16 protein-coding genes are annotated in these 14,908 nt (G+C 74.2%); 11 read left to right on the top strand and 5 right to left on the bottom strand.

What is annotated here, in order from left to right:
• The first annotated feature begins 94 nt into the window (after nt 1-94).
• The 5 genes from ACQP0T_RS22275 (at nt 95) to ACQP0T_RS22255 (ending at nt 3,711) form a co-directional block, all read left to right on the top strand.
• Complete coding sequence (locus ACQP0T_RS22275; protein WP_433869820.1) at nt 95-874, top strand: lysophospholipid acyltransferase family protein; 780 nt, start codon at nt 95-97, stop codon at nt 872-874.
• Nucleotides 861-1,877: an NAD(P)H-dependent glycerol-3-phosphate dehydrogenase gene (locus tag ACQP0T_RS22270; protein ID WP_433869819.1), complete on the top strand. Its 1,017-nt coding sequence runs from the start codon at nt 861-863 to the stop codon at nt 1,875-1,877. Before ACQP0T_RS22275 ends, ACQP0T_RS22270 begins: the two co-directional genes overlap by 14 nt.
• 13 nt (nt 1,878-1,890) lie before the next feature.
• A complete protein-coding gene (locus ACQP0T_RS22265; protein WP_345367761.1) occupies nt 1,891-2,988 on the top strand; it encodes a cystathionine gamma-lyase in 1,098 nt (365 codons plus the stop codon).
• Nucleotides 2,989-3,115: 127 nt separating this feature from the next.
• A complete protein-coding gene (locus tag ACQP0T_RS22260; RefSeq protein ID WP_369774600.1) occupies nt 3,116-3,181 on the top strand; it encodes a putative leader peptide in 66 nt (21 codons plus the stop codon).
• A gap of 62 nt (nt 3,182-3,243) precedes the next feature.
• On the top strand, nt 3,244-3,711 hold the full coding sequence (locus ACQP0T_RS22255; RefSeq protein WP_433869818.1) for a cysteine dioxygenase: 468 nt from the start codon (nt 3,244-3,246) through the stop codon (nt 3,709-3,711).
• Between the two features lie 293 nt (nt 3,712-4,004).
• Here the strand turns inward: ACQP0T_RS22255 and ACQP0T_RS22250 are convergent, their stop codons facing one another.
• Nucleotides 4,005-4,676: a pyridoxamine 5'-phosphate oxidase family protein gene (locus tag ACQP0T_RS22250; protein ID WP_433869817.1), complete on the bottom strand. Its 672-nt coding sequence runs from the start codon at nt 4,674-4,676 to the stop codon at nt 4,005-4,007.
• Nucleotides 4,677-4,724: 48 nt separating this feature from the next.
• Between ACQP0T_RS22250 and ACQP0T_RS22245 the strand changes: the two genes are divergently transcribed.
• Together ACQP0T_RS22245 and ACQP0T_RS22240 are read left to right on the top strand one after the other, a co-directional pair.
• Nucleotides 4,725-6,143: a PLP-dependent aminotransferase family protein gene (locus ACQP0T_RS22245; protein ID WP_433869816.1), complete on the top strand. Its 1,419-nt coding sequence runs from the start codon at nt 4,725-4,727 to the stop codon at nt 6,141-6,143.
• Nucleotides 6,144-6,207: 64 nt separating this feature from the next.
• On the top strand, nt 6,208-7,299 hold the full coding sequence (locus ACQP0T_RS22240) for a D-alanine--D-alanine ligase family protein (protein WP_433869815.1): 1,092 nt from the start codon (nt 6,208-6,210) through the stop codon (nt 7,297-7,299).
• A 39-nt stretch (nt 7,300-7,338) separates the two neighbouring features.
• On the opposite strand, the gene ACQP0T_RS22235 is transcribed toward ACQP0T_RS22240, so the two are convergent.
• The gene (locus tag ACQP0T_RS22235) at nt 7,339-7,911 is read right to left on the bottom strand and encodes a DUF3515 domain-containing protein (protein WP_433869814.1); all 573 of its coding nucleotides are present in this window, start codon (nt 7,909-7,911) and stop codon (nt 7,339-7,341) included.
• A 137-nt stretch (nt 7,912-8,048) separates the two neighbouring features.
• Nucleotides 8,049-8,282 carry an Lrp/AsnC ligand binding domain-containing protein gene (locus ACQP0T_RS22230; RefSeq protein WP_345367767.1) on the bottom strand — a complete coding sequence of 78 codons (234 nt, stop codon included), beginning with the start codon at nt 8,280-8,282 and terminating at the stop codon, nt 8,049-8,051.
• Between the two features lie 96 nt (nt 8,283-8,378).
• Here ACQP0T_RS22230 and ACQP0T_RS22225 point away from each other — a divergent pair, with 96 nt between their 5' ends.
• Nucleotides 8,379-9,344 (top strand): thiamine-phosphate kinase, encoded by a 966-nt coding sequence (locus ACQP0T_RS22225; protein WP_433869813.1) that lies wholly within the window; start codon nt 8,379-8,381, stop codon nt 9,342-9,344.
• A 49-nt stretch (nt 9,345-9,393) separates the two neighbouring features.
• On the opposite strand, the gene ACQP0T_RS22220 is transcribed toward ACQP0T_RS22225, so the two are convergent.
• Nucleotides 9,394-10,734, bottom strand: coding sequence for an MFS transporter (locus ACQP0T_RS22220; RefSeq protein WP_433869812.1), 1,341 nt, complete (start codon nt 10,732-10,734; stop codon nt 9,394-9,396).
• A 367-nt stretch (nt 10,735-11,101) separates the two neighbouring features.
• Here ACQP0T_RS22220 and ACQP0T_RS22215 point away from each other — a divergent pair, with 367 nt between their 5' ends.
• Entirely contained in the window at nt 11,102-11,776 is a 675-nt protein-coding gene (locus tag ACQP0T_RS22215) for a uracil-DNA glycosylase (RefSeq protein ID WP_345367770.1), read from the top strand.
• 165 nt (nt 11,777-11,941) lie between these two features.
• Complete coding sequence (locus tag ACQP0T_RS22210) at nt 11,942-12,505, top strand: Rv1733c family protein (protein ID WP_433869811.1); 564 nt, start codon at nt 11,942-11,944, stop codon at nt 12,503-12,505.
• 240 nt (nt 12,506-12,745) lie between these two features.
• On the opposite strand, the gene rpmB is transcribed toward ACQP0T_RS22210, so the two are convergent.
• Nucleotides 12,746-12,937, bottom strand: a complete 192-nt coding sequence (gene rpmB / locus ACQP0T_RS22205) for a 50S ribosomal protein L28 (RefSeq protein ID WP_345367831.1) — start codon at nt 12,935-12,937, stop codon at nt 12,746-12,748.
• A 297-nt stretch (nt 12,938-13,234) separates the two neighbouring features.
• On the opposite strand from rpmB, the gene ACQP0T_RS22200 reads away from it, so the two are divergent.
• A complete protein-coding gene (locus ACQP0T_RS22200; protein WP_433869810.1) occupies nt 13,235-14,788 on the top strand; it encodes a DAK2 domain-containing protein in 1,554 nt (517 codons plus the stop codon).
• The last annotated feature ends 120 nt before the right edge of the window (nt 14,789-14,908 follow it).

Below are 14,908 nucleotides of genomic sequence, written 5' to 3'. Positions count from 1 at the left end.
CCTCCCCCGCGCCCCGGGCGGGCGAGCCGCCCCACGCCGCTCCGGTCCGGGCAGCGGGTAACTTGTCCAGCGCTCGCGACGAAAAGGAGTAGCCGTGGCCGAACCCAGGAGCCTCCGGCGCAGGCGGAGGCGGACCAGCGAAGGCGGCAAGGGGACGGGCAAGTTCTGGCTCGGGCTGGCCCGCGCCGTCTTCTACCCGCTCACCGGCGCGCTGGCCCGCACCCGGGTCCGTGGCCTGCACCACATCCCGGCCGAGGGCCCCGCGCTGATCGTGCTCAACCACGTGTCGCACCTGGACCCGGTCTTCGACGCGGTGACCGTGCACCGCGCCGCCCGGGTGCCGCGGTTCATGGCCAAGAACTCGCTGTGGAACGTCCCGGTGCTGCGCAACGTGCTGGTCGGCGTGGAGCAGATCCCGGTGTTCCGCGGCACCGTCGACGCGCAGAAGGCGCTCCGGCAGGCCCACGAGGCGCTGGAGAACGGCAAGGTCGTCCTGATCTACCCGGACGGCACCATCACCAAGGACCCCGACGGCTGGCCGATGACGCCGAAGCTGGGCGTGGCGCGGCTGGCCCTCACCCACGACGTCCCGGTCATCCCCGCGGCCCGCTGGGGCACCCGCGCGGTCTACGACCACTACCGGAAGAAGTTCCGGCCGCTGCCGCGCAAGCGGATCGACTTCGCCTTCGGCGAGCCGATGGACCTGTCGGCCCACCGCGACGGCGAACCCGACACCCCGACGCTGCGGGAGGTCAGCGGGCTGACCATGAGCCGGGTGCGGGAGCTGCTCGGGGAGATCCGCGGCGAGCAGCCGCCCGCGGACTTCTACAGCGCCGTGCGGCGACCGGGCAAGGACGACGATGGCGCCGGTTGAGCCGGTCCGCCGCGTCGCCGTGCTCGGCGCCGGTTCGTGGGGCACCACGTTCGCCAAGGTGCTCGCCGACGCGGGCACCGAGGTGCGCCTGTGGGCGCGCCGCCGCGAGGTCGCCGACGAGATCAACGCCGAGCGCCGCAACGGCGGCTACCTGCCGGGCGTCGAGCTGCCCGAGGGGCTGCGCGCCACCGACGACGCCGCCGAGGCGGTGCACGGGGCCGACGCGGTGGTGCTCGCGGTGCCCAGCCAGACGCTGCGGGAGAACCTGGCGGGCTGGCAGCCGCTGCTGCCGCCGGAGGCCACGCTGGTGAGCCTGGCCAAGGGCGTGGAGCTCAGCACCCTGCACCGGATGAGCCAGGTGATCGGCGAGGTCGCCGACGTGCCGATGGACCGGGTCGCGGTGGTCTCCGGGCCCAACCTCGCCGTGGAGATCGCCGCCGAGCAGCCGACCGCCACCGTCGTCGCGTGCCCCGACCACGACCGCGCGGTGGCCTTCCAGCGGGCCTGCTCGACGCCGTACTTCCGGCCTTACACCAACGTGGACCTGATCGGCATCGAGCTCTCCGGCGCGTGCAAGAACGTCATCGCGCTGGCCTGCGGGATGGCCGTCGGCCTGGGCTTCGGCGACAACACCGCCTCCTCGCTGATCACCCGCGGCCTGGCCGAGACGACCCGGCTGGGCGTGGCGCTGGGCGCCGAACCGATGACCTTCGCCGGTCTGGCCGGGCTCGGCGACCTGGTGGCCACCTGCATGTCGCCGCTGTCGCGCAACCGCACCTTCGGCGAGCGGCTGGGGCGCGGGGAGACCGTCGCCGAGGCGCAGCGCGCCGCGCACGGGCAGGTCGCCGAGGGCGTGAAGTCGTGCTCGTCGATCCGGCAGCTCGCCGCGCGGTACGGGGTGGAGATGCCGATCGCCGACGTGGTGCACCGGGTCTGCCACGAGGGGCTGGCCCCGGCGCCCGCCGCCGTCGAACTGCTGGGCCGCGAGCGCAAACCGGAATGACCGGGGAGGAACCATGAGCACGACCGGACCGGGCGACGGCACCCGCAGCGTGCACGGCGGGCACCCGCCCGCGGTGGCGGGCACGCCGCTGCTGGCCGGGCCGGTGTTCGCCGCGCCGTACCACCTCGGCGAGGGCGCCGACTTCTACGGCCGCGCGGGCAACCCGACCTGGCGCGCGCTGGAAGCGGCGATCGGCGACCTCGACGGCGGGCGGTGCGTGCTGCTGCCGTCGGGGATGGCCGCCATCAGCACCCTGCTGCGGACGCTGCTGCGCCACGGCGACACCCTGGTGCTGCCCAGCGACGGCTACTACGCGACCCGCCAGCTCGTCCGCGACGAGCTCGCCGCGCTGGAGCTGGAGGTGCGGGAGATCCCGACGCCGGGGCCGTGGACCGACGAGGTCTTCGCCGGGGCCGCCCTGGTGCTGCTGGAAACCCCGTCCAACCCCGGGCTGGACGTGTGCGACATCGCCGAGCTGGCCGAGCGCGCGCACGCGGCCGGGGCGCTGCTGGCGGTGGACAACACCACCGCGACGCCGCTGGGCCAGCGCCCGCTGGAGCTCGGCGCCGATGTCGTGCTCGCCAGCGACACCAAGGCGCTGGCCGGGCACAGCGACGTGCTGATGGGGCACGTCTCGACGCGCGACGCGGAACTGGCGCAGCGGCTGGAACGCGCCCGGACGCTCTCCGGCGCCATCCCCGGCCCGTTCGAGACCTGGCTGGTGCACCGCAGCATGGGCACCCTCGACCTCCGGCTGGCCCGGCAGGCCGAGAACGCGGCGGCGCTGGTGTCGGCGCTGCGCGGGCACCCGGCGGTCGGCGGGCTGCGCTGGCCGGGGGACCCGGACGACCCGTCGCACGCGGCGGCCGCCCGGCAGATGCGGCGGTGGAACGGGGTGTTCCGGTTCGAGCTGGCCGACGCGGCGGCCGTCGAGGAGTTCGTGCGGCGCAGCAGCCTGGTGGTGCCCGCGACGAGCTTCGGCGGCCTGCACAGCACCGTCGACCGGCGGGCGCAGTGGGGCGACCCGGTGGCGCCGGGATTCGTGCGGTTCTCCTGCGGCTGCGAGGATTCCGCCGATCTGGTCGCCGACGTGCTGCACGCCCTCGGCTGAGCCCCGGGCCGCGCCGGACGGCCGCGTTCCGGGGCGACGACGGTTACCCCTCCGTGTGAGATGACGCGGCGGCGCCTTGACCGGTCCCGCGCGCGCTGGTTCAGTTCCTGGCGTGTTGTTGCGCGCCATGACCGTCCGGCGAGGTCACATCGACCTGCGCCGCGTCGCCAGCGCGCTGTGTCCTTCCTGCTGATCGACTCCCGCAAGCCGAGCGGCCCGCGCCGCCCGGATCAGCCGTCATCGCGAAGGACACCCGTGTTCGCCGTACCGCCCAACACCCTGCCCGCCTCCTCCGGTCTCGCCGTCGCCCACCCGGTGCGCATCGCCCGCGAGCTCGCCGCCGACCGCACGTCGTGGGCGCCGCTGCTGCGCTACGACCCCGACCAGCGCTGGGCGGGGCTGCTGCACCGCGCCGACGGCTGGGAGGCCTGGTTGCTGAGCTGGCTGCCCGGCCAGCGCACCGACCTGCACGACCACGGCAGCGCCACCGGTGCGTTCACCGTGATCTCCGGCACGCTCACCGAAACCGTCGTGCGCTCCGCCGGCGAGGCGCTGCACGTGCTGCGGCCCGGGCAGTCCCGGGTGTTCGGCCCGGACCACGTCCACCGGGTGCGCAACGACGGCCCCGACCCGGCGGTGAGCCTCCACGTCTACCGCCCCGAGCGGGCCAGGACGACCCGCTACGGCCACGACCCGGTCACCGGCCGCCTCCGGCACGACTGACCACACCGGACCCGAACCGGCGCTCCGTTCCGAGTGAGGGGCACCCTTGCCCGAATTGGGGGTCCTTTCGGAATGCGGCGGAGCCGCATGCGGTGTGGCCGTCAACCGGCACCGCGGCCCGTGCTCGGACGTGACCGCTCAGCGGTCTTCTCGGGAGGACAGCGCCGACGCCGGGTACGTCGTGGGTACATCAGGAGGTGATCGGCGCAGCGAGGGGACCGCTGAGGTTCCGCCACCCGCACCGCCACGCAGGCCATTGGCGAAAGCGGTCCTTACTCGGACAAGGGTGCCCCTCACTCCGGTCGCTTCCTGGGGCGGTCGCGGACGTGCGGGGGTACGGGCAGGGGCGGGGACAGGTCGGGGCTGGGTTCCGGGTCGCCCCAGGCGGTGCGGAGCGGGAGCACGCCCGCCCAGGCGGTGCCCGCCGCCACGTCCTCGGGGTCGTCGTTCGGGCCGGTCGCGCGGACCTTCACCGCCGCCTCGGTGAGGTCGAGCGCGAGCACCGCCGTCTTCGCCAGCTCGCGGCGGTCGGGCTGCCGGGCGTGCTGCCACGAACCGGGGGCGAGCTGCTCGCTGATGACCCGCAGGGCGAGCAGCCGTTCGTCCTCGTCGGTGACCTGCCGCGCTTCGCCGTGGACCACCGCCGAGCGGTAGTTGACCGAGTGGTGCATCAGCGACCGCGCGTAGACGATGCCGTCCAGGTGCGTCACGGTGGCGCACACCTGGGTCCGCGGCGCCTCGCGCAGGCTCCGCGCCCCGGTGGAGCCGTGCAGGTAGAGCGTGTCGCCGTGCCGCCCGAAACAGGTGGGCAGCACCCGGGGCGCGCCGTCGACGACCACGCCGAGGTGGCAGATCAGCGCGTCGTCGAGCAGCCGGTGCAGCGCGTCGCGGTCGGGGCGGGCCCGGTGGGCGCCGCGGCGGACGGTGGAGCGTTCGGTGGGGGAGAGCGTCACGTGGACCAGCATCACGACGCGATTGGCCGTGTTGAAGGGCCAATCTGGGAGAATTCCGGAATGCCACACGCCGTGCCCGCGGCGAGCTCCCCGCTGCTGGAGCTCGCCGTCGAACTCCGCCGCGAGGACCCGCGCCCGCTGGCGGTGCAGCTCGCCGACGCGCTGCGGCACGCGGCGACGATCGGGACCTTGCGCGGCGGCGACCGGCTGCCCTCGACCCGCGCGCTGGCCCGCCACCTCGGGATCAGCCGAACGGTCACCGCCGCCGCCTACGAGCAGCTCCACGCGGAGGGCTGGATCGCGGGCCGGCGCGGTTCGGGCACCTTCGTCACCACCACACCGCCGGGCGCGGTGGCCGCCCCGATCGCCGCGGCGGCCGGCGGTGCCGAGCAGCGGACGCCGCACGAGGTGGTGCTCACCCCCGGGGTCCCGTGGGCCGAGGGCATCGACCGGGCGGCGTGGCGGCGCGCCTGGCGGGCGGCGGCCGACGCACCGCCGGATCCGCACCCGCAGCGCGCCGGGCTCGTCGAGTACCGGGAGGCGGTGGCCGAGCACCTGCTGCGCCACCGCGGGCTGGTCCCGGGCGGGTTGGACGTGCGCAGCGTGCTGGCCACCGCGGGGACGACCGCCGCGCTGGGCGAGCTGGCCGCCGCCGTGCTGGGCCGCGGCTGCGCGGTCGCGGTGGAGGAACCCGGCTACCAGCGGGCGGTGGGGGCGCTGCGCGCCGCCGGGATCGAGGTGGTGCCCGCGCCGGTGGACCACTCCGGGATCGTGGTGGACGCCCTCCCGGACCGGGTGCGCGCGGTGTACTGCTCGCCCGCACACCAGTACCCGCTCGGCGGCCGGTTGCCCGCCGAGCGCCGGATCGCGCTGGTGGAGCGGGCCCGGGCGGCGGGGTGGCTGGTGGTGGAGGACGACTACGACGGCGAGTTGCGCTACGACGTGGCGCCGCTGCCGGTGCTGGCCTCGATGGCCCCCGACGTCGTGGTCCACCTCGGCACCACGAGCAAGATCCTGTCCCCGACGCTCGGCGCGGGCTGGATGCTGGCGCCCGAGGACGTCGCCGCGGCGGTGCTGGAGCACCGGCACCGGACCGGGACCACGCCCGCCCCGGCCGGGCAGCGGGTGCTCGCCGAGTTCGCCCGCAACGGCGATCTGGGCAGGCACCTGCGCCGGTTGCGCCGGGAGCTCTCGCAGCGGCGCGCGCTGGTCGTCGACGAGCTCACCGCGCGCGGGGTCGCGGTGTTCGGCGACCAGGCCGGTGCGCACGTCGTGGTGCCGCTGCCGGACGCCGCCGCGGAGGCGGCGGTGATCGCCGCGGGGCGGGAGCGCGGGCTGGTGCTGGACGGGTTGCGGCGGCACCACTGCGGCCCGCAGCGGTGGTGCGGGCTCGCCCTCGGTTACGCCGCCTGCTCGCGTTCCGAACTGGAGCGCGCACTCCCCGAACTCGCCCGCGCGTGCGCGTCGATCACCGGCTGATACCGGGCCACCCGGCGGTGACACACGAGTGGCCCAGCGGCACCCGGCAGGTAGGGTCGCGCGCATGACACAGCGCAAGATCCGGGTGGCGGTCGTCTTCGGCGGACGCAGCACCGAACACGGCATTTCCTGCGTGTCCGGGGGCAGCGTCCTCGAACACCTCGACCGCGACCGCTTCGAGGTGGTGCCCGTCGGCATCACCCGCGAAGGCGCCTGGGTGCTCGGCACCGAGGACCCGGAGCAACTGCGCATCCGCGACCGGGCGGAGCCGGAGGTGACCTCGGGTACCGCCCTGGCGCTGCCCGGCGACCCGACCCGGCGGGAGCTGGTCCTGCTCGAACCGGGCCGCGGCGGCGAGGTGCTGTCCGCGGTGGACGTGGTGTTCCCGGTGCTGCACGGGGCGTTCGGCGAGGACGGGACCATCCAGGGCCTGCTGGAGATGGCCGACGTGCCCTACGCGGGCCCCGGCGTGCTCTCCAGCGCGGTGTCGATGGACAAGGAGTACACCAAGAAGCTGCTCGCCGCCGAAGGGCTCGCGGTCGGGCGCTACGAGGTGCTGCGGCGCGACGAGGCGACGCTGGAGCAGGCCGGGCGCGACCGGCTCGGGCTGCCGGTGTTCGTCAAGCCGGCGCGGGCCGGTTCCTCGCTGGGGATCACCAAGGTCACCGACTGGGCCGATCTCGATGCGGCGATCGCCGAAGCCCGCCGGACCGACCCCAAGGTGATCGTCGAGGCCGCCGTGGTCGGCCGCGAGATCGAGTGCGGCGTGCTGGAGTTCCCGGACGGCCGGATCGAGGCCTCGCAGCCCGCCGAGCTGCGGGTCACCGGGGACGTCGACTGGTACGACTACGAATCCAAGTACCTCGACGACGTCACCGAGTTCGACCTGCCCGCCAAGATCGACGACGCGGAGATCGAGGGGTTGCGCGCCGCCGCGCTGCGCGCCTTCCGCGCCCTGGAGTGCCAGGGGCTCGCGCGGGTGGACTTCTTCCTCAGCGACGGCGGCGAGCTGATCGTCAACGAGGTCAACACCATGCCGGGCTTCACCGAGATCTCCCTGTACCCGCGGATGTGGGCGCACTCCGGGGTGGACTACCCGACGCTGCTGACCACGCTGATCGACACCGCGCTCAGCCGGGGGACCGGCCTGCGCTGATCGGGAAGCGGCGCGAGCGGACCCTCAGTCGAACAGCCCTCAGCCGAACACCGGGGTCCGGGGCAGCGCGTCGCCCACCACGCGGGAGAGCTCCTGCAGCGGCGCGGTCCCGGAGCCCTCGGGCATGGTCAGCGCCACCAGCACCGGGCGGTCCACGGCGAAGTACGACGTGTTGCCGCCGGTGCTGACCTCCAGCCAGCCGACGCCGGAGACCGACAGCAGCGGGGAGGTCGGGGTCAGCTCGGCGGGCGCGCCGACCCCGCACCGGACGGTGATCGGATCGTGCTCGGCGTCGCCCCACGCCGCGGTGGCCTCCGGAGCGGGCTCGGCCAGCTCCCGGCGCGGCACCCGGGCGTCGCCGACGGGCATCTCCTCGGGCAGCGCGGCCAGCACGGCGCCGCACCCCGGGCTCCCGGCGTCCGGGGCGGGCACCGGCGCCAGCGGGAGCGGACCGGTGCGCCGCTCGCGCTCGGCCTGCTCGACGGCGGCCTGCCGCTGGTTCTCGGTGTAGGTCGCGTAGCCGCCGATACCGGCGACCGCGACGGCCAGCAGCACGGCCAGGCCGATCGCCACGGCCAGCACCGGACGGGGGATCGCGGGTTCGTCAGCCACGCCGACCACTACAGCACGCGCCGCGCCGCCGTCCGCCGACGGGGTGACCTGCGACAGGGCGCTCCGCACCGGCCCGGTGCGGAGCGCTGCGGTACCTCGGGGGCGCAGCGAGACGCCACCCGAGGCGGGTCAGGCGCTCAGAGGTGGACCACGGGGCAGGTGAGGGTGCGGGTGATCCCCTCGACGTTCTGGATCTTGGCCACGACCATCTTGCCGAGCAGGTCGACGTTCTCCGCCTCGGCGCGCACGATCACGTCATACGGTCCGGTGACGTCTTCGGCGCTGATGACCCCGGGTGATCCGGAGATCTCGGCGGCGACGGCGGCGGCCCTGCCGACTTCGGTCTGGATGAGGATGTATGCCTGAACCACGGCGCGCCCTTCGATCAGCTCGGATTATCGGGTAGGAAACTGGCAGGGAAGCTACCCCATCGGACCGAGCGGACGCTCAAGGAAGGAAGGTCCCAGTTGGGTCCGGATTCGTCGCAGGACGCACAGACCGTCTCCCAGGTGGGTGAGTTCGGTCTCATCGACCGGGTGACCACCGGTCGGGAGCAGCCCGCGGGCACGCTCCTCGGTCCCGGCGACGACGCGGCGGTGCTCGCGGCGCCGGACGGCCGGGTCGTCGCCACCACCGACGTGCTCGTGGAGCAGGTGCACTTCCGTTTCGACTGGTCCGCGCCCCGGCAGGTGGGTCGCAAGGCGGTGGCGGTGAACCTCTCCGACATCGCGGCGATGGGCGCGGTGCCGACCGGTCTGCTGGTCGGGCTGGCGTGCCCGCCGGACTCGTCCACCGAGCTGGTCGACGAGCTGTTCGGGGGCATGTGGGAAGAAGCACAGGCCGTCGGGGCCGGGGTGGTCGGCGGTGACGTGGTGTCGGCCACCGCGCTGACGATCTCGATCACCGCCCTCGGCGACCTCCAGGGCCGCGAGCCGGTGACCCGCGCGGGCGCGCGGCCCGGGGACGTGGTCGCGGTGGCCGGGCGCCTCGGCTGGTCGGCGGCCGGGCTCGCCGTGCTGGGGCGGGGTTTCCGCTCCCCGGTCGCGGTGGTCGGCGCGCACCGGGTGCCGGAACCGCCGTACGCGGCCGGGCCGCTGGCCGCCGCCGGGGGAGCGACCGCGATGGTCGACGTCTCCGACGGGCTGCTCGCCGACCTCGGCCACGTCGCCGCCGCCTCCGGGGTCGGCATCGACGTGCGCACCGAGCAGCTCGACGTGCCGCAACGGCTGCTGGAAGTGGGTTCGGCGCTGGGCGCCGACGCCCGGCACTGGGTGCTCACCGGCGGCGAGGACCAGGCGCTGGCCGCGACGTTCCCGGCGGAGGTGGCGCTGCCCGAGGGGTGGCGCGCGATCGGGGCGGTGACCGCGGGCGGCGGCGTCGTCGTGGACGGCGCCGAGTACGAGGGCCCCTCGGGCTGGCAGCACTGGCGCTGAGCACGAATTCGGGCCCCCGGCGCACCGGGGGCCCGAATTCGCCATGCGGTCAGTTCGTCGGCATCCGCGCCGTCTCGGATTCCGTGGAACCCATCAGCGGCTGCTTCGCCGTCTCCTTCATCAGGATGATCGGGATCAGCGCGATCAGCGCGGCGCCCATCAGGTAGTACGCCGGGAAGAAGGTGTTCCCGGTCGCCCCCACCACGGCGTCGTTGATCAGCGGCGCGGTGCCGCCGAACAGCGCGGTGGAGATGTTGTAGCCGATGGAGAACGCCGCGTAGCGCACCGTGGTCGGGAACATCGCGGGCAGCGTCGAGGCCAGCGGCCCGATGAGCTGCACGTGCCCGACGCCCAGCAGCGCCAGGCCCAGGACCGTGGTGAGCACGGTGCCCTGCGAGATCAGCATGAACGCCGGGATCGGCAGCACCAGGAAGCAGATCGCCGCGGACAGGAACAGCGGTTTGCGGCCGACCTTGTCCGACAGCGCGCCGACCGGGGTGATCAGCACCATCATGAAGACCACGGTGAGCAGCAGCGGGACCAGGACCTGGTACTCCTGCCCCTCCGGCACCTCCAGGGTGTCGGCCAGGTAGGTCTCCATGTAGGTCAGGATCGTGTAGTTCGCGACGTTGATCAGGACGACGATGCCCATCAGGATCAGCAACTGCCGCCACCACTGGCGGACCAGCGCCTTCAGCGGCGACTTCGCGATCTTGTGCGATTCCTTGAGCTCGTTGAATGCCGGGGTGTCCTCCAGCTTCTTCCGGAGGTAGAGCCCGACCCCGCCGAGCGGACCGGCGATCAGGAACGGCACCCGCCAGCCCCAGGTCTCCATCTGCGCGGAGTCCAGGTTGAGGATCAGCAGCGTCGGCACCAGTGCGCCGAGTCCGAATCCGAACAGCGTGCCGAATTCGAGCCAGCTCCCGTAGAAGCCGCGCCGCTTGGTCGGGGCGAACTCCGCGATGTAGGTCGCGGCGCCGCCGTATTCACCACCGGTCGAGAATCCTTGCAGCAACCGGCAGAGCAGCAGCAGCATCGGCGCGAAGATGCCGATCGTGTCGTAAGTCGGCAACAAACCGATCACGAAAGTCGAGCCCGACATCAGCAGGATCGTGATCGCGAGTACGCGCTGCCTGCCGATCCGGTCGCCGAGCGGCCCGAAGAACAGGCTGCCCAGCGGGCGGAACAGGAAGGAGATCGCGAAGACACCGAAGGCCGAGACCGTCTCCAGCGGCCCGGGGAAGAACTGGTGTCCGACGTAGGCCGCCACGTAGGCGTAGACGCCGAAGTCGTACCACTCCGTGGTGTTGCCGATCGCCGCCGCACCGACCGCGCGGTGCAGCAGCGACCGCTGTTCGGCTTCCGTGCGGGCATTTCCTTGCGAAGTCATGGGTTTGCGGGCCACCTCCGGGCGTCCACGTTCGTGGTCGATTCGGAATACGCAGAACCTAGCCCAGTGGCCAGGACGGGGCCACCAATTGACCGAGTTGTGTCCATTCCGCGTCTATTTGCTTTATGGAAAAGATCACCGGAGCCGCGTCCCGCCCCCCGTCCCGGCGCGCGCCCGAGAGGACCGCGCGCGCTCCGGGTGACGGGCGGAAACGACCCGGGGAGGGGGTCTGGTGCGGTGGTGGTTACCCGGATCTCCGCCCGTATTACCGCGAACGGGTGTGCGGTCGGTCACAGCGGCGGAGCCGCCACGGCGGGGGCGGGGCCTGGCGGCGGGACGATCTCGGCCCTCGCTATCGTGTTCGGCCATGGCCGCACGTCCGCTGCACGACACCGTGGAAGCCGGCTGGGCGCAAGCCCTGGAGCCGGTCGCCGACCGCATCGCCGCGATGGGCGAGTTCCTGCGTGCGGAGGTCGCCGACGGGCAGACCTACCTCCCCGCCGGCGAGCACGTGCTGCGCGCGTTCCAGCAGCCGTTCCGGGACGTGCGGGTGCTCATCGTCGGTCAGGACCCGTACCCGACCCCGGGGCACGCGGTGGGCCTGAGCTTCTCGGTGGCGCCGGGCGTCCGCCCGCCGCGCAGCCTGGTCAACATCTTCAAGGAGTACAGCGACGACCTCGGGCACCCGCTGCCGACCAGCGGCGACCTCACGCCGTGGGCGGAGCGGGGCGTGCTGCTGCTCAACCGGGCGCTCACCGTCCGCCCCGGCAAGCCCGCCTCGCACCGGGGCAAGGGCTGGGAGGAGGTCACCGCGCAGGCGATCCGCGCGCTGGCCGCCCGGGAGGAGCCGATGGTGGCCGTGCTGTGGGGCCGGGACGCCCGCGACCTGCGCCCGATGATGCCCGGCGTGCCCTGCGTCGAGTCCCCGCACCCGAGCCCGATGTCGGCCGACCGCGGCTTCTTCGGCTCCCGCCCGTTCAGCCGGGTCAACGAGATCCTCGCCGAGCGCGGCGACGAGCCGATCGACTGGAAGCTGCCGTAGCGAACCGCCCCCTCGGGCCTCCCGCGAGGTGCGGCCGTGGACCGAGCGGCGTCGGAGATCCGCTGCACGGCGGCGTCCTGCGAGGTGCGGTCGCGGTCGGCTGGTGACCACTGCGGCCCGGTCGTACCGTGGCCGTCCACCGCCCGCATCGCGGAGGACGTCGTCATGGGGGGACTCGAACGCTTCGTCCGGCGGATCTGGCCCGGACCCAACCCGCTGCGCCGCCGCACGGACCGCTTCGAACCGATCGCGCTGGTCGTCGTGCTGCTGCTGGCGGCCATCGCGGTGGGTGCCGCCGCCGGGATCGCCGAGCAGCAGCGCAGTTCCGGGATGCGCCAGGCCGAGCGGGAGCGCGCCGTCCGGCGCCAGGTCGTCGCGGACGTCGCGGAGGTGCGGTCGGCGGGCACGCTGGAGCGCTCGGTGACGGTGCGGTGGGGGCGACCACCGGACGAGCGGGTCGCGACGGTGGAGATCCCGGCGGAGGCGGGGGTGCCCGCCTCGATACCGCTGTGGCTGGACGAGCGCGGGCGGGTGACCGCGCCGCCGCTGTCGGCGGCCGAGGTGGCGCGCGGCGCCGGACTGGCCGGGGCGGCGGTGCTGCTCGGCTCGGCGTCGGTCACCGCGCTGCTCTACGCGGGCGCGCGCTGGTGGGTGCTGCGCCGACGGCTCGCGGCGTGGGACGCGGAGTGGCGCGAGATCGAACCCCGCTGGCGCTCCTGGTTCGGCTGACACGCCGGAACCCCACCCACCCGAGCGGACTTCACCGAGGTGAGGGGCACCCTTGTCCAAGTTACTTGGGCAAGGGTGCCCCTCACTCACGGATCTTCCGAGTGACGCCCGGTGGTGGTTGGGGTCTCGGGGCCGCGGGGCGCGTGCCGGGGCACCCGGTGATGCGCACCACGGGAGCTGCGAGCGGGCGCGCGAAAGAGCCCCGGGCCGCTGGCGGTCCCGGGGCTCGACGCACGTTCCTCAGCCGCGCACGACCTTGCCCGCCTTGAGGCAGGAGGTGCACACGTTCATGCGCTTGCGCTGGGACAGACCGATCTTGGCGTGCACGGTCTGGATGTTCGGGTTCCACCGGCGCTTGGTCTTCCGGTGGGAGTGCGAGACCGAGTTGCCGAAGCCTGGTCCCTTGTCGCAGACGTCGCAGACGGCAGCCACGTCAGACACCCCTTAACTTTGCTCGACGGTTGCGGCGATGAGGGCCGCGCAAGCCGTTCCCGCGATCGGGAGGACTCGTCACCCAGGGGTGACCGCGCTTGGCGCTCACCGCCGTTGGCTGCGCGTGCAGCCCGGAGAACCGGTCGCCCAGGCATCGCCACCCGGGACCGGATCAGTGTAGCCGACAGGTCCGCGCACCCCTGGTGAGGGGGCCGCGCGGTCACCTGACCACGGCGCCGTGACGAGCAACTACGCTCGGACGGATTCGTTCGTACCGTACCAGCGTGGGGAGGTCCGATGCTGCGCGCGCTGGACGCGTCGGCGGTGCGCCGGTGGGCCGAGCTGGCGCTGGCGGCGCTGACCGCCGAGCGGGAGGCGATCGACCGGATCAACGTCTACCCGGTGGCCGACGGCGACACCGGGACGAACCTGCTGCAGACCGCGCGGGCCGGTGCCGCCGAACTCGTCCGCCGGGACCCGGCCGGTGCCGGCGCCGCGCTCGACGCCTGGGCCGTCGGGGCGCTCGGCGGGGCGCGCGGAAACTCCGGCGTGCTGCTGTCCCAGGTGTTGCGCGGGCTGGCCGAGGCGGTCGGCGCGGCCGAGGAGATCGACGGACCGCTGCTGCGGGCGGCGCTGGCCGGGGCCGAGGCGCGGGCGGTCCGGGCGGTGGCCGAGCCGGTGGAGGGCACGCTGCTGACGGTGCTGCGCGCCGCCGCCGCCGCGCCGGAGGACGGTCCGCTGCCCGCGGTGGTGCGCGCCGCGACCGGCGCCGCGTCGGCGGAGCTGGCCGCGACCCCCCGGCGGCTGCCGGTGCTGGCCGAGGCGGGCGTGGTGGACGCGGGGGGCCGGGGGCTGCTGGTGCTGCTGGACGCGCTGCACGCGGTGGTGCACGACGGCGTCCGGCTGGCCGCCGCACCACCGGATCCCCCGGTGTCCCCGCTGCGGCACGACTCCGGCTACGACTACGAGGTGATGTACCTGCTCGCCGAGCCCGATGCCGACCGCATCGAGCCGCTGCGGGCGGAGCTGCTCGGGCTCGGCGACTGCGTCTCGGTGGTCGACGACGGCGGCGGGACGTGGGCGGTGCACGTGCACTGCGACGACATCGGCGGCGCGATCGAGGCCGGCATCCGCACCGGCCGGGTCAGCCGGATCAAGGTGGAGCGCTTCGCCGACCAGGTGCCCGACGGGTTCGCCCGGACCGCCGCCGTGCTGGCCTGCGTGCCCGGGGCGGAGCTCGGCGCGCTGTTCGCGGCCGAGGGTGCCGACGTGTTCGGCGGGCGGCGGGACAGCGCCGAGGAGCTGCACGCGGCGATCGCGGGGACCCGCGCGGCGCACGTGGTGGTGCTGCTCAACGGGGCGGAGTGCGTGGCGGGGGTGGCCGCGCGGGCCGCCCGGCGGGCGATCCGCGCCGGGCAGGACGTCGTGGTGGTGCCCACGTCCTCGCCGGTGCAGGGGCTGGCGGCGCTGGCGGTGCACGATCCGGACCGGCGCCGGGCCGAGGACCAGGTGGCGATGGCCGAGGCGGCGGCGGCCACCCGTCGCGGCGAGCTGCGGATCGCCGAGTCCGAGGCGCTGACCTGGGTCGGCCGCTGCCGGCCCGGTGACGTGCTCGGGTTGATCGACGGCGAGGTCGTGCTGATCGGCGCCGAGGTGCCGCGCGCCGCGGTCGAGCTCGTCGACCGGATGCTGACCTCGGGCGGCGAGCTCGTCACGGCACTGGTGGCCGCGACGGCCGGGGACCTGCCCGAGTCCCTCGGGGAGCACCTGCGGCGGACGCACCCCGAGGTGGAGCTGACCTGCTTCCCGATCGGCGGGAACGCCCCGCTCCTCCTGCTCGGCGTGGAGTGAGCCCCGCACCGCTTCGCCCGCACGGGTGGTGAGTGAGGGGCACCTTCAGCCGACCATGCCGGATGAAGGTGCCCCTCACTCGGGACGGCGTTCGCTCCTGGCGAAACCGCTCGGATCGAT

Origin of the sequence: Saccharopolyspora sp. CA-218241 (assembly GCF_050954615.1) — a bacterium.
GTDB classification, from domain to species: Bacteria; Actinomycetota; Actinomycetes; order Mycobacteriales; family Pseudonocardiaceae; genus Saccharopolyspora; species Saccharopolyspora cebuensis.
This window is presented reverse-complemented; position numbering and strand designations above follow the sequence as displayed.